Annotated in this window: 11 protein-coding genes; 10 read left to right on the top strand and 1 reads right to left on the bottom strand. The window is 72.3% G+C overall.

Going from position 1 to position 13,775, the window contains the following annotated elements:
• The 4 genes from D7X55_RS23370 to D7X55_RS23355 form a co-directional block, all read left to right on the top strand.
• Nucleotides 1-1,551 (top strand): glycerol-3-phosphate dehydrogenase/oxidase (locus D7X55_RS23370; protein WP_147470179.1); only part of this gene is annotated, 1,551 nt, incomplete at its 5' end.
• A gap of 282 nt (nt 1,552-1,833) precedes the next feature.
• On the top strand, nt 1,834-3,645 hold the full coding sequence (locus tag D7X55_RS23365; RefSeq protein ID WP_120551765.1) for a S8 family serine peptidase: 1,812 nt from the start codon (nt 1,834-1,836) through the stop codon (nt 3,643-3,645).
• 202 nt (nt 3,646-3,847) lie between these two features.
• On the top strand, nt 3,848-4,495 hold the full coding sequence (locus tag D7X55_RS23360; RefSeq protein WP_147470178.1) for a hypothetical protein: 648 nt from the start codon (nt 3,848-3,850) through the stop codon (nt 4,493-4,495).
• 61 nt (nt 4,496-4,556) lie between these two features.
• Entirely contained in the window at nt 4,557-4,766 is a 210-nt protein-coding gene (locus tag D7X55_RS23355; RefSeq protein ID WP_120551773.1) for a hypothetical protein, read from the top strand.
• A gap of 4 nt (nt 4,767-4,770) precedes the next feature.
• Here the strand turns inward: D7X55_RS23355 and D7X55_RS23350 are convergent, their stop codons facing one another.
• Nucleotides 4,771-5,337 (bottom strand): CDP-alcohol phosphatidyltransferase family protein, encoded by a 567-nt coding sequence (locus D7X55_RS23350; RefSeq protein ID WP_120551767.1) that lies wholly within the window; start codon nt 5,335-5,337, stop codon nt 4,771-4,773.
• Nucleotides 5,338-5,528: 191 nt separating this feature from the next.
• On the opposite strand from D7X55_RS23350, the gene D7X55_RS23345 reads away from it, so the two are divergent.
• The 6 genes from D7X55_RS23345 to D7X55_RS23320 all read left to right on the top strand — a co-directional run.
• Nucleotides 5,529-6,422, top strand: coding sequence for a DUF4846 domain-containing protein (locus D7X55_RS23345; protein WP_121724233.1), 894 nt, complete (start codon nt 5,529-5,531; stop codon nt 6,420-6,422).
• 256 nt (nt 6,423-6,678) lie between these two features.
• Nucleotides 6,679-10,098, top strand: a complete 3,420-nt coding sequence (locus D7X55_RS23340; RefSeq protein ID WP_121724231.1) for a PAS domain-containing protein — start codon at nt 6,679-6,681, stop codon at nt 10,096-10,098.
• Nucleotides 10,095-10,559: a response regulator gene (locus tag D7X55_RS23335; protein WP_120551769.1), complete on the top strand. Its 465-nt coding sequence runs from the start codon at nt 10,095-10,097 to the stop codon at nt 10,557-10,559. The genes D7X55_RS23340 and D7X55_RS23335 overlap by 4 nt, the downstream gene beginning before the upstream one ends.
• Nucleotides 10,556-12,130, top strand: a complete 1,575-nt coding sequence (locus D7X55_RS23330; protein ID WP_120551770.1) for an ATP-binding protein — start codon at nt 10,556-10,558, stop codon at nt 12,128-12,130. Before D7X55_RS23335 ends, D7X55_RS23330 begins: the two co-directional genes overlap by 4 nt.
• 29 nt (nt 12,131-12,159) lie before the next feature.
• Complete coding sequence (locus D7X55_RS23325; protein ID WP_120551771.1) at nt 12,160-12,810, top strand: EcsC family protein; 651 nt, start codon at nt 12,160-12,162, stop codon at nt 12,808-12,810.
• 56 nt (nt 12,811-12,866) lie between these two features.
• A partial coding sequence (locus D7X55_RS23320; RefSeq protein ID WP_147442922.1) for an ABC transporter substrate-binding protein occupies nt 12,867-13,775 on the top strand: 909 nt, incomplete at its 3' end.

Below are 13,775 nucleotides of genomic sequence, written 5' to 3'. Positions count from 1 at the left end.
GCCCGGGACGCGGCGCTGCGGGGGCTGAAGGTGGCCCTGGTGGAGCGCGAGGACTTCGCCAGTGGGACGTCCAGCCGTTCGTCGCGGCTCATCCACGGCGGCCTTCGCTACCTGGAGCATGGCCACCTGGGGCTCGTCTTCGAGTCGAGCATCGAGCGGCGCCGCCTGCTGCACCTGGCGCCCCACCTGGTGCGCCCGCTGGCCTTCGTCTGGCCTGTCTACGAAGGGGCCCGGGTGCCGCGCTGGAAGCTCAACGCGGGCCTGATGCTGTACGACGCCCTGTCCCTGTTCCGGAACGTGAAGGCCTATCAGCGCCTGTCGCTCAAGCAGGTGGTGGAGGCCGAGCCCGGCATCAAGTCCGACGGGCTCAAGGGCGGCGCGCGCTACTACGACGCGGCCACCGACGACGCCCGCCTCACCCTGGCCAACGCGCTGGGCGCGAGCGAGGCCGGCGCGGTGGTGCTCAACCACGCGTCCGTGAAGCGGCTGGTGCTCGAGGACGGCAAGGCGACGGGCGCGGTGGTGGTGGATCACCTCACTGGCGTGGAGCACACCGTGCGGGCTCGCGCCGTCGTCAACGCGACCGGGCCCTGGAGCGATGAGATCCGCCAGCTGGATTCGAAGCAGGAGCGCAAGGGGCCCTCGGTGCGCGGCAGCAAGGGCGTGCACATCGCCGTGCCCCGGTCGCGGCTGAACATCGGGGACGCGCTCACGCTGCTGTCGCCCGTGGACGGCCGCGTGATGTTCATCCTGCCCGCGGATGCGTTCACGCTCATTGGCACCACCGAGACGGCCACCCGCGCCCACCCGGCCGAGGTGCGCGCGAGCGAGGCGGACGTGGCCTACCTGCTCGCCTCCGCCAACGCCTTCTTCCCCGAGGCGAACCTCACGCGCGAGGACATGGTCAGCGCGTGGGCCGGCATCCGCCCGCTGGCCGCGAGCGGCTACCACGGCAACAGCGACGCGGGCAGCGCGAGCCGCGAGCACACCATCGACGTGAGCCCGTCCGGCGTGCTGGCCATCAGCGGCGGCAAGCTCACCACCTTCCGGGTCATGGCCCGCGACGTGGTCAACGCCGTGGAGCGCCACCTGTCCCTGCCGCACAAGAAGCCCGTCACCCACGAGCAGCCCCTGCCGGGTGGCGACATCCTCAAGCTGGACGCGGAGCTCGCGGCGGCGAAGCAGGCGGTGGGGGACCCGGCCACGGGCGAGCACCTGGTTCGCGCGTATGGCAGCCGCTGGCACGCGGTGTGGGCGCTCACTCGCGAGACGCCCGCGCTGGCCGAGCCGCTGGTGGAGGGCCTTCCGTACCGCCGCGCCGAGGCCGCCTGGGGTGTGACCCATGAGATGGTCCAGACGCTGGCGGACCTGCTCATCCGCCGCCTCAAGGTCGCGTTCGAGACGCGTGACCAGGGCCGCGCCGCCGCCGTCCGCGCCGCGCAGGTGATGGCGCCGCTCTTGGGCTGGGACGCCGCGGAGACGGAGCGTCAGCTGGCGGCCTATGCCGTGGATGCCCAGCGCATCTTCGGCGTGGATCCGTCCGACGCCTGAGGGTCGCCTGAGCTTCGGGCCGGGACGGCCCGGGTGCATCATGCGCCGGGCCAGATGGCGCACAACGGACGGGACGTCCCCCCGAGCGTTGAGCGTCCCACGTTGGTCCGGCACCGGATGTCCGTCGGGCGCATGACAGCCGCCCGAGCAGTCGTCCTGCGACCATGCTTAAATCGCTCTGGGAACGGGACGCAGGGCCGGCCCGTTCATTCCGGCCCCCTTTCGGGGGCGGCGGAACACGGCGCGGTATTCCACGGTGGCCGGGCGAAGGAGATGCACCCCATGAAGCGTTGGCTTTGGCTTGGGCTCGGGTTGTCCGGACTGGTGGCGAGTGGCTGTGGCGGCGATGAGCCCGGGCCCATCATCGAGCCCCAGGCGTGTCCGGGCACCTCGGAGCTGGCGCTGCCGAGGACGGCGGCCTCCGCGCTGAGCGCGAACACGGCGGAGGACGGGGTCATCATCACCTACAAGCCGACGGTGAGCGCGAGCGCGCTGGGCGCGTCCGCGGACATCGCGGCGGCCGTGGAGCGCGAGGGCGGCACGGTGAAGCGCCGCATCCCGAACCTGAACATGGTGTCCGCGCGGCTGTCTCCGGCGGCCATCGCGGCGCTGAAGCTGCGCCCGGACGTGGTCTCCGTGACGCCCAACCGCCGCGTGTTCGCGATGGGCCTGCCCACGCCTCCGCCGCTGGTGTCGTGGCAGGGCGCGTTCAGCACGCAGGGGTCGGTGGGCGAGTACACCGAGGGACTGAAGATGGTCCAGGCCCCGCAGGTGTGGGACTCGAACAGCGACGGCGTCTTCGACATTGGCGCGCCCACGGGCGAAGGCGTGAAGGTGTGCGTCATCGACAGCGGCTGGGACAGCAAGCACCCGGAGCTGAAGGCGGCGTTCCTCAAGGGCAGGGACTTCGTCGACGACGACGACGACGCGTCCGACCAGAGCGAGTCCCTGGGCGTGGTGACGGTGGGCGGCGGCCACGGCACGCACGTGTCCGCGACCATCCTGGCCCAGTTCGGCCCGGGCTCCGGCGGACGCGTGTCTCCCGGTGAGGACCCCAACGGCGTGGTGGGCGTGGCGCCGGGCGCGTCGCTGCTGGTGGCGCGCGTGCTGGACACGGACGGCGGCGGCCGCACGGACGACGTCATCGCGGCGGTGGACTGGTGCTACTCGCAGGGGGCGAAGATTGCCTCGCTGTCGCTGGGCGCGCCGGATCCGTCCGAGTCCGAGAAGCTCGTCTTCGAGAAGGTCTGGGACGGCGGCAAGGGCATGTTGTCCGTCGCGGCCAGCGGCAACGATGGCAAGGAGGGCATCGCCTATCCGGCCGCGTACCTGCCGTCGGTGATGGCGGTGGGCGCGGTGGACCTGAAGGGGGAGCACGCGACCTTCTCGCAGTCCGGCCAGGAGCTGTCCGTGGTGGGGCCGGGCGTGGGCGTGCTGAGTGCCACGGTGCTGGGGGCGGCGTCGCTGTCCTCGCTGACCGTGGCGTCGGGGCCCATCGCTTCGGCGCCGCTCACGTACACCGCGCAGGGCACGTACACGGGCCGGCTGGTGGACTGCGGCCTGGGCGCGGACCGCTCGGCGTGCGGTGCGTCCGCCACCTGCGAAGGCTTCGTCGCGTACGTGGACCGCGGCGACCTGTTCTTCGAGGAGAAGGCGCGCAACGTCATCCAGGCCGGCGCCCGCGCGGTCATCATCGGCAACAACGTGGAGGAGGACGGGGACGGCACCTTCACGCTGGGCTCCGCGAACGACCACTGGGTGCCCACGGTGTCCGTGTCCATGGCGAACGGCGCGATGCTCAAGAAGCTCGTGGGCAAGGAGGTGACGGTGACCACCACCGGCCTGGACTACCAGCGCGAGTCGGGCACCTCCATGGCCACCCCGCACGTGTCGGGCGTGGCCGCGCTGGTGTTCAGCGCCCGGCCGGACCTGAGCCCCGCGCACGTGCGCGCGGTGCTGGAGAAGACGGCGAAGGACGATGCCGTGACGCCGGGCAAGGACAAGAAGTACGGCTACGGCCTGGTGCAGGCGGCCAAGGCCGTGGAGCTGGCGCGCTCGCTGCCCGAGGGCGGCGGTCCGCTGCCGCTGCCGTAGCGGCACGCCCTCCACGCTTCGTGTGCCTGACGCCCCCGCGTCCCTCCTCCTGAGCCCAGGGGGGGACCGGGGGCGTCCTGCTTTCCAGGCAGGCGCCGGGCCGTGGGTGCGCAGTCCGTGCGGACGGCCGGGCGACGCGCCTCTGGCCCGGTGGTTCGCATCGTGTGTGCACGCACCTTCCCGGAAGGGAGGCGCGCGACGCATGAGGCGAGACACCTGGGTGGGGTTGGGAATCGCGGGTCTGGCCTGCCTGCTGATGTGCGCCGGGGCGCAGTCCGACGACGCGGCGTCCGAGGAGACCACCGCTCCCGCGGCCCCGCCCGCGCAGCAGCAGACGCCCGCGCAGCCGCCGGGCACGGGGGGCTCCGGGGCGAACACGCAGGGCACCGAGGGGAACGCTCCCTCGTCGGATCCGAACAGCCCCAGCGCGGACCCCAACCCGGAGGGGCGCACGACGCCTCCCAACCCGGGCCCGGACGCGAACGCGGGCACGGGCGGCACGGGCGGCACGGGCACGGGGGCTCCCGCCGCGGCGAAGCCTCCGGCTCCCGGCGCCTCGCAAGGTGCCTCGCCAGGGGTCGCGGTGGTGGATGCCATCTACCGGGGCACGGTGGAGTCGGTGTCCCCGAAGGAGGTCGTCATCGACAACGAGGGGCTGCGCCTGCCGCTGGAGATTGGCACCCAGACGCGCATCGTGCGCGAGGGCGAGGACATCTCCGCGACAGAACTCAAGGAGGGCGAGCGCGTGCGCGCCACCGTGAACATCGTGGGCCCGAGCCACACGCGCGAAATCGCCGTGCTGACCGGAGCGGAGGCCCGCCGCGATGCCGAAAACCGGCGGCGCCGCTGACCCGGGCCCCTTGCGTCAGCCGCGCCGCTCCGTCCGCGTCTCCCGGACGGAGGTTTTCATCATGACGGTCTACGACCGATACCGGACCCTGTTGCACAAGTTGGCCCTCGTCCGCGCCCGCGCGCCGGGAGGGGAATCGCCTGAGGTGGACGCGCTGCTCGACACGATGGACGAGGTCTGGGACGCCCTGTCCGCTGGCGAGCGCGCCGCCCTGGAGCGCGAACGCGCCCGGCTGGCCGTGGCCGTGGACACGCGCGCCGTGCTCGCGTGAGGCGTCACTCGCGCACGGACTCCATGGGCGGCGGGAGTTCCTGGCCCTGGCGCTGACGCTGACGCCACACCGCCCGCGTGTAGTCCACCACCGACGCCAGCGACAGCAGCGCCACGAACGCCACGAGCGGCCGCACCAGCGGCGGGTAGAGCAGCACGCACAGCAACACCGCGAGCTGCAGCGTCGTGACGACCTTGCCCAGCATCCGCGCCTTGAGCTCGACGGCCCGCATGTCCGGCCGGAACTTCGCGACGATGAAGCCGATGGCCGTGCCGATGTCGCGCAGCAGCAGCAGCGTCAGCTCCACCGGGTCGAGCAGCCCGTCCAGCAGACACACGATGAAGGCCGTCACCATGAAGGCGCGATCCGCCACCGGGTCGATGAGCGCTCCCAGGCGCGTGGCCAGTCCCCGGTGCCGGGCAATCCAGCCGTCCAGGAAGTCCGTCGCCGCCGCCAGCACCACCAGCAAGGCCCGCAGGCGCAGGTCCGACACCGCGATGAACACCGCGGCGAGCGGCAGGCGCGACAGCGACAGTGTATTGAGCAGCACGAGGCTTGCCCGACGGTGCATGGCCTTCAAAAGGTAGTGCCCGGCACCCGGGACGCACCTGTCCGCCGTGGCGAGCGTCCAGCGAAGAACTCCCTGGCGCCCTCGGAGAACGGCGTCCGGCGGAAGGACCCGGGGACACGCGCGCGGTGTCCCACGAAGACGCCCGGGACTTCGCCCGGCCCCACCCCTGGAGTGTCCGCCCCGTGAACGCGATGGCCCCTCTGCGCCACCTGCTGGCCCTGGCCACCCTGTCCGCCATCGCGCTGTCCCTGGTGAGCCGCGAGGCCTCCGGACAGGCTCGGGCCGCGCCCCATGCCCCCTCCACGGAGGAGCGGGCGCGCTACCCGTGGCTGTCCGCCTCCGCGCGGGTGCGCTCGCTGGAGGAGACCTTCGCGACACCCGAAGGCTACACGCGCGTGCCGCTGGAGGCGGGCTCCTTTGGCGCCTGGCTGCGCGGGCTGCCCCTGCGCCCCGAGGGCTCGCCCGTGCGCGACTTCCAGGGCCGCACGGTGCTGGCGGCCTCCGATGCCCGGCTGGCGGCGGTGGGCGAATTGGACGTGGGCACCGCCAACCTCCAGCAGTGCGCGGACTCCATCCTGCGGCTTCATGCGGAGTGGCGCTGGGCGTCCGGGCACCCGGAGCGCATCGCCTACCGCTTCACCAGCGGCCACCTGGCGTCCTGGCCCCGGTACGCGGCCGGGGAGCGGGCGCGCGTCTCCGGTTCGAAGGTGACGTGGGTGCCGGGCAGCGCGGCCGCGGACAGCTCGCGGGCGGCCTTCCGGAACTACCTGCGGCTGCTCTTCACCTACGCGGGCACCCTGTCGCTCCAGGCGGAGGGCGCCCGTCCCACGCGCGAGCAGCTGCGCCCCGGCGACTTCTTCGTCCTGGGCGGCAGCCCCGGCCACACCGTGCTGGTGCTGGACGTGGCCACCAACGCGAAGGGGGAGCGGGTGGCGCTGATGGGCCAGGGCTTCACCCCCGCCCAGGACTTCCACGTGCTGGCGGGACGTGACGGGCCCTGGTTCCCGCTGGACGGGGACAGCGTGGCGACGCCCTTCTGGGCCCCCTTTCCCATGACGTCGCTGCGCCGCCTGCCGGCTCCCTGATCGGCTGAAACATGAAACACCAATGAGGTACGGCCTGGCGGACGGGCCCCCTCCCGGTGCGCTGCCTGGCGGACGGGGAGGCGGCAAAGGGGGCGTTCACAAGGGTTGTGCTGGAATCGACGGGAGGGAGGAGGCAGGTTGCGGCGCGGAGTGTTGTCCTGCAATCAACGAGGACGCAGCCGAGCCGGTCCCGTCCTCCCCTCGCGTGCCTGCCACAGCCTAAAGGGAAGGGGCGTTTCGTCCCCGAGCCTCCACCATGTCCTCCGCCGCCGTGTCCCTGCCCTCGGCCTCCCCCAGGGCGAGCATCCTCATTGTCGACGACACGCCCGGGCACCTGCTGGCGCTGGAGGGCATCCTCGCGCCCCTGGGGCAGCGGCTGGTGCGGGCCTCCTCCGGACGCGAGGCCCTGCGGCGCGTGCTGGACGAGGACTTCGCCGCCGTCCTGATGGACATGAACCTGGGCGACATGACGGGCGTGGAGGTGCTGGGGCTGTTGCGTGAGCGAGACCGCAGCCGGCGCACGCCCGTGCTGCTGATGACCGCGGGCGACGGCGACGAGAAGGAGTGGCTGGCGGCGTACGCGCACGGCGCGGTGGACTACCTGCGCAAGCCGCTGCGGCCCGAAATCCTGCTGGCGAAGGTGTCGATGTTCGTGGAGCTGTACCAGGCGCGCGAGGCCGTGCAGCGGCGCGAGGAGGCCTTGCGCGAGCGCGAGCGCCACGCCCTGGAGGCCGTCCACCGCGAGCGGCTGCACGCGTTCTTCATGCAGGCCCCGGTGGGCATCTCCATCACGCGCGGGCCGGACTTCGTCTTCGAGCTGGCGAACCCCTACTACGAGCTGCTGGTGGGCCGGCGGGTGACGCCGGGCCAGTCGATGCTGGACGCGTTCCCGGAGATGGCCTCCCAGCCGGAGGTGATGGAGGTGCTGCGCGGGGTGGTGCGCACGAAGCAGCCCTTCGTGCGGCCGGAGTTCGAGGTGAAGCTGGAGCGCGACGGGCAGATGGACTCCGTCTTCTTCAACGTCATCTACCACCCGATGGTGGAGATGGACGGCACCGCGTCCGGCATCATCACCCTGGCCACGGACGTGACGGAGTTCGTGCGCGCGCGCCGGCACACGGAGGCGCTCACGCAGGACCTGCGGCGGCAGCAGGCCGCGCTGGCGGACAGCGAGCAGCGCCTGCGCCTGGCGCTGACGGCCACCCAGCTGGGCACCTTCGACATGGACGTGGTCACGGGCGAGCTCAAGTGGGACGCGCGCTGCAAGGCGCTCTTCGGCCTGCCGCCGGGCGAGGAGTCGTCCTACGACAAGTTCCTCGCGGGCCTGCACCCGGAGGACCGCGAGGCCGTGCAGCGGGCCGTCGCGCTCAGCTGGGACCCCACCGGCAAGGGCGACTACGACGTGGCCTACCGCACCGTGGGCCTGAAGGACGGCGTGGAGCGCTGGGTGCGCGCCACGGGCCGCACGCACTTCCAGGACAGCAAGCCGGTGCGCTTCGTGGGCACCGTGCAGGACATCACCGCGCGCAAGCGCGCCGACGCGGAGCGGGCCCGGCTGATGGCGGGGGAGCTGCGCCGCACCGAGCAGCTGCGCGGCCTGTCGCGCGCGAGCCTGGCGCTCAATGCCGCGGGCAGCGTGCCGGCCATCCTGGAGCTCGTGACGGCCAAGGCGCGCAAGCTGATTGGCGCGAACCAGTCCTTCGCGCAGGTGGCGGATGGGCGGGACGCGCCGCCGCTCGCCTCGCTGTCGGCGGCGGGGCATGAGCCCACGGTGCCGGGCGCCGCCGAGCCCGGCGTGGACGAGCGCGGCCTCTTCGCCCGGGTGTGCCAGGAGAACCGTCCGCTGCGCCTGACGCGCGAGGAGCTGCGTCAGCACGCCGCCTACGCCAACGCGCCCCCCGAGCCCCCGGCCGCGCTGCCCCTGAAGGGCTTCCTGGCGGTGCCGCTGGTGGGCCACGACGGCCGCAACCTGGGCCTGTTGCAGGTGTCCGACAAGGTGGAGGGCGACTTCGACGCGGAGGACGAGACGGTCGCCGTGCAGCTGGCGCAGATGGCCAGCGTGGCCCTGGAGAACGCGCGCCTGTACGAGACGGCGCAGGCGGAGCGGCGCAACCTGTTCGCGGTGCTCAAGCAGCTGCCCGCCGCCATCACCGTGCTGCGCGGGCCGGAGCTCATCTTCGAGATGGCCAACGACCTGCGCCTGAAGCTCACCGGGTCCCGCCCGCTGTTGGGCCTGCCCGTGCGCCAGGCGCTGCCGGAGCTCAAGGACCAGGGGCAGGTGGAGCAGCTGGAGCACGTCTACCGCACCGGCGAGACGTACCGCGGCCACGAGGTGCCCATGCGCCTGGGGCGCGACGTGGGGCAGGAGGCGCCCGAGGGCTACTTCAACCTCACCTTCCAGCCGCTGCGCAACGCCGAGGGCAAGGTGGACGGCATCGTGTCCGTGTCCTGGGAGGTGACGGAGCAGGTGCTGGCGCGCCGGCGCATCGAGGCGCTGGCCGCGGAGCTGAAGGAGCGCGAGCAGCAGTTCCGCACGCTGGCGGACTCCATCCCCCAGCTGTCGTGGATGGCGGAGCCGGACGGGCGCCTCTTCTGGTTCAACCAGCGCTGGTACGACTACACCGGGACGTCGCCCGAGCTGGTGGGGCAGAAGGACTGGAACGAGCTCATCGAGCCGGAGGACACCGCGCGCGTGCTGGAGCACTTCAACGCGGCCCTGCGTGAGGGCACGCTGTGGGAGGACCAGTTCCGCCTGCGCCGCGCGGACGGCAGCTACCGCTGGTTCCTGTCGCGCGCCATGCCCGTGCGGGACGGCGAGGGAAGAATCGCCCGCTGGTTCGGCACCAACACGGACATCGACGACGAGCGCCGCACCCTGGAGAGCCTCAAGCGCGCGGAGGAGGAGATCCGCCACCTCAACACCGGCCTGGAGAAGCGCGTGCGCGAGCGCACCGCCCAGCTGCAGGAGGCGAACAAGGAGCTGGAGTCCTTCAGCTACTCCGTGTCGCACGACCTGCGCGCGCCCCTGCGCCACATCACCGGCTTCGCGCAGCTGCTGGAGCGGCGGGCGGGGGCGAAGCTGGACGACGTGTCGCGCGGCTACCTCACCACCATCGCGGGCGCGGCCAGGCAGGGCGGCACGCTGGTGGACGACCTGCTCGCCTTTTCCCGCATGGGCCGGGCGGAGATGCGCCAGTCGCGGGTGGACCTGGGCCAGCTGGTGGAGGAGGCCCGGCGCGACCTGGCGCCGGAGACCACCGGGCGCCAGGTGGAGTGGCGGGTGGGGAGCCTGCCCTCGGTGGAGGGGGACCCGGCGCTCCTGCGGCAGGTCATCCACAACCTGTTGGCGAACGCGCTGAAGTATACCCGTCCCAAGCCGGAGGCCCTCATCGAGGTGGGGGTCCGGGAGACGGAGGCCGAGGTCGCGGTGTGGGTTCGCGACAACGGCGTGGGCTTCGAGATGCAGTACGTGGACAAGCTGTTTGGCGTCTTCCAGCGCCTGCACACGGCCGAGGAGTTCGAGGGCACCGGCATCGGGCTCGCGAACGTGCGGCGCATCGTGTCGCGCCATGGTGGACGGACCTGGGCGGAGGGCGCCGTGGGGCAGGGCGCGACCTTCACCTTCACCCTGCCCCGGACTTCTCCGCAGGAGAAGAAAGTCGAGACGCACGCGTGATCGAGCTGAAGCGGATCCTCCTGGTGGAAGACAGCGCCAACGACGTGGCGCTCACGCTGGCGGCGCTGGAAGAGGTGCACCTGGCCAACGAGGTCGTCGTGGTGCGCGACGGGCAGCAGGCGCTGGACTACCTCTTCCGCAAGGGCGAGTACGCGAACCGGCAGGACGGCCACCCGGCGGTGGTGCTGCTGGACCTGAAGCTGCCGAAGGTGGACGGGCTGGAGGTGCTGGAGAAGGTGAAGGGCGCCCCGGAGCTCAAGGCGGTGCCGGTGGTGATGCTCACCTCGTCGCGCGAGGAGCGGGACCTGGCGCGCAGCTACGGCCTGGGCGTGAACGCGTACGTGGTGAAGCCGGTGGCCTTCCCGGACTTCGTGTCCGCGCTGCGTGAATTGGGGCTGTTCTGGGCGGTGGTGAACCAGCCGCCGCCGGGCTCACCCGGCGCATCCGGAGCCTCGAAATGAGCGGTCGCGGCGGTGCCGCGCTGGACCTGACGACTCTGCCATCGGCGGAGCGGCCCCTGTCCATCCTCCTGCTGGAGGACAGCCCGCTGGACGCACAGCTGGTGGCCGCTCAGCTGGAGGAGGGCGGGCTGCCCTCGACGCTGGAGTGCGTGCAGGGGCGGGCGGCATTCGTCGCGGCGCTGGAGAAGGGGAAGTTCGACCTCATCCTGTCCGACTACAACGTGCCGGGCTTCGACGGGATGAGCGCGCTGGAGGCGGCCCAGGCCGTGTGTCCGGACACGCCGTTCCTCTTCGTGTCCGGCGCGCTGGGCGAGGACCGCGCCATCGAGCTGCTCAAGCGCGGCGCCACGGACTATGTGCTGAAGGACCGGCTGGAGCGGCTGGGCCCCAGCGTGCGGCGGGCGCTGCGCGAGGCGGAAGGGGTGCGGCTGCGCAAGCGCACGGAGGAGGCGCTGCGCCGCTCCGAGGAGCGCTACCAGCTGGTGGCGCACGCGAGCTTCGACGCCATCTGGGACCTGGACCTGCAGACGGACGCGATGCACTGGATTGGCGACGCGACGGAGGAGGTCTTCGGCTTCCCGCTGGAGGAGGTGGGCGCGGACGGAGGGTGGTGGCGCCGGCACATCCACGGCGAGGACCGCGAGCGGGTGCTGTCCGGGCTGCAGCGGGCGTTCGATTCGGACGACGACCGGTGGCAGGACGAGTACCGCGTGCTGCGCAGGGATGGCGACTACGCGTACGTGGCGGCGCAGGGCTCCATCCTGCGCGGGCAGAGCGGGGAGGCGCGGCGCATCGTGGGCGCCATGCGCGACATCACGGAGCGCCGGCGGGCGGAGGAGGAGCGGCAGAAGCTGGTGCACGAGGCGCAGGCCCGGGTGGAGTTCGAGCAGCAGCTGATTGGCATCGTGAGCCACGACCTTCGCAACCCCCTGGGCGCCATCCTCACGGGCGCGTCGCTGATGCTGCGGCGTGACGACATCCAGCCGTGGAACGCGAAGGCGGCGGCGCGCATCCTGTCCGCGGCGGAGCGGGCCACGCGGATGATCCGCGACCTGTTGGACTTCACGCAGGCGCGCATGGGCGGCGGCATCCCGGTGCAGGCGGCGCCGTGCGACTTCCACGCGCTCACGTTGCAGGTGGTGGAGGAGGCGCGCACGGCGCATCCGGAGCGCACCATCCAGATGGAGCACGAGGGGGACGGGCAGGGGGCGTGGGATTCGGACCGGATGGCGCAGGTGCTGTCCAACATCCTGGGCAACGCGCTGAAGTACAGCCCGGAGGACACGCCGGTGCGCGTGGAGAGCCGGGGCGAGCCGGATTCGGTGGTGGTGCACGTGCGCAACGGGGGCGACCCCATTCCGCCGGAGATGCTGCCGCGCATCTTCGAGCCCCTGCAGCGCGGGACGACGCTGGGCCGCTCCGAGCGCAGCATCGGGCTGGGGCTCTACATCGTGCGGCAGCTGGTGCTGGCGCACGGTGGAACGGTGGACGCGCGGTCCTCCGCGGAGGAGGGCACGGTGTTCACCGTGCGCCTGCCGCGTTCGTATACCCGGGACACGGCGTCGCCGTAGCCGCTGTCCCCCGACGGGAAGGTGGAGGCATGTCGAAGCCGCTGGAGGTCGTGAACGCCGTGCTGGACGCGGGCTTCGAGGGCCTGGGGCCGCTGTGCAGCGCGACGGGGCTGGCGGACGAGTACCTGCGCGACACGCGCTATGCGAGCCATGAAGCGCGCATCGATTCGCTCATCCACTGGGAGACGGGGAAGCTGTTCACCACGGGCTTCCTGTCCGGGCTGGGTGGCCTGCTGACGCTGCCGGTGTCGCTGCCCGCGGGCCTGGGGGTGTCATGGGCCGTGCAGGCGCGGCTGGTGGGCGCCATTGCCCGCATCCATGGACACGACGTGGAGGAGGACCGCGTGCGGACCCTCACGCTGCTGGCCATCGTGGGGGACATTGGAAAGGAAGTGGTGAAGCAGGCCGGCATTGAAGTCAGCCAGCAGCTGGGCATGCGCGCGCTGGAGGCCGTGCCGAAGCACGCGCTGAGCAGCATCAACCGCGCGGTGGGCTTCCGGCTGGTGAGCAAGGCGTCGCAGAAGGGCGTCGTGAACCTGTCGAAGGTCGTGCCGCTGGCCGGTGGGCTGGTGGGGGGCGCGGTGGATGCGCTCGCGTGCCGCGCGGTGGGGGCGACCGCCCGGCGGCTGTTCGCGCCGGCTCCAGGGCTGGGAGGCCTGGTGCCCGTGTCACCTGGATGACCGGCGGCGGGGCTTGTCGTTGACGGTGGGCCCGCGCGCTGGAGTCATCCGGGCGCATGGGCCGCCTCCTCGTCCTCGTCGTCGCGCTGGGCCTCGCCGTGGGGGGCTGCCGGCGCTCGTCCGAGGAGACGGGCACCGGGGGCCGCACGCGCATCGTCTTCAAGTTCCAGCCGCTGTGGGGCGACCCGAAGCCGTTCCGTGAGCTGCTGGCGCGGTACGAGCGCGCCAACCCGGACGTGGAGCTGGTGACGGAGGCGCTGCCCAACGCGTCCGACCTGGCGCACCAGTTCTTCCTCACGTCGTTGCAGGGCGGGGCCACGGACTTCGACGTGCTGGTGGCGGACGTCGTCTGGGTGCCGGAGTTCGCTCGCGCGGGCTGGGTGGCGGACCTGTCCGAGGACTTCCCTCCGGAGCGCCTGCGCCAGGAGTTCCTGCCCGGGCCCGTGGACGCCGTGGTGATGAACGGCCGCACGTACGCGGTGCCCTGGTACGTGGACGTGGGCGTCCTCTACTACCGCACGGACCTGGTGCCCCGCGCGCCGCGCACCTACGAGGAGCTGCGGCGCTTCACCCGCGACGCGATGGCGAAGGCGCCCGGCATCCAGGGCTACGTGTGGCAGGGCCGGCAGTACGAGGGCCTGACCTGCAACGTGTACGAGGCCATCTGGGGCCATGGCGGCCAGTCGCTGGGCCCGGACGGGCGCGTGCTCCTGGAGACGGAGCCCGCGCGCGAGGCGCTGGCGTACCTGCAAGGGCTCATCGCGGACGGGCTGTCCCCGCAGACGGTCACGGGCTTTGGCGAGGAGGAGTCCCGCCGCGTGTTCCAGGAGGGCCGCGCGGTGTTCATGCGCAACTGGCCCTATGCGTGGAGCGAGGCGCAGGCGGAGGGCTCTCCCATCCGGGGCAAGGTGGGCATCGCGCCCTTGCCGACGAAGGATGGACAGCCGGGGTGGGGGACTCTGGGC

Origin of the sequence: Corallococcus sp. AB049A (assembly GCF_003668885.1) — a bacterium.
Classification (GTDB): Bacteria; Myxococcota; Myxococcia; order Myxococcales; family Myxococcaceae; genus Corallococcus; species Corallococcus interemptor.
The sequence above is the reverse complement of the archived record's forward strand: the minus strand, read 5'-3'. Positions and strand labels throughout refer to the sequence as shown.

What these genes read in the sequence shown, in the direction of transcription:
- D7X55_RS23365 (WP_120551765.1), top strand. Translation starts at nt 1,834, where the DNA reads ATGAAGCGTTGGCTTTGGCTTGGGCTCGGGTTGTCCGGACTGGTGGCG.
- D7X55_RS23350 (WP_120551767.1), bottom strand. Translation starts at nt 5,337, where the DNA reads ATGCACCGTCGGGCAAGCCTCGTGCTGCTCAATACACTGTCGCTGTCG.
- D7X55_RS23330 (WP_120551770.1), top strand. Translation starts at nt 10,556, where the DNA reads ATGAGCGGTCGCGGCGGTGCCGCGCTGGACCTGACGACTCTGCCATCG.
- D7X55_RS23345 (WP_121724233.1), top strand. Translation starts at nt 5,529, where the DNA reads ATGGCCCCTCTGCGCCACCTGCTGGCCCTGGCCACCCTGTCCGCCATC.
- D7X55_RS23340 (WP_121724231.1), top strand. Translation starts at nt 6,679, where the DNA reads ATGTCCTCCGCCGCCGTGTCCCTGCCCTCGGCCTCCCCCAGGGCGAGC.
- D7X55_RS23325 (WP_120551771.1), top strand. Translation starts at nt 12,160, where the DNA reads ATGTCGAAGCCGCTGGAGGTCGTGAACGCCGTGCTGGACGCGGGCTTC.
- D7X55_RS23355 (WP_120551773.1), top strand. Translation starts at nt 4,557, where the DNA reads ATGACGGTCTACGACCGATACCGGACCCTGTTGCACAAGTTGGCCCTC.
- D7X55_RS23360 (WP_147470178.1), top strand. Translation starts at nt 3,848, where the DNA reads ATGAGGCGAGACACCTGGGTGGGGTTGGGAATCGCGGGTCTGGCCTGC.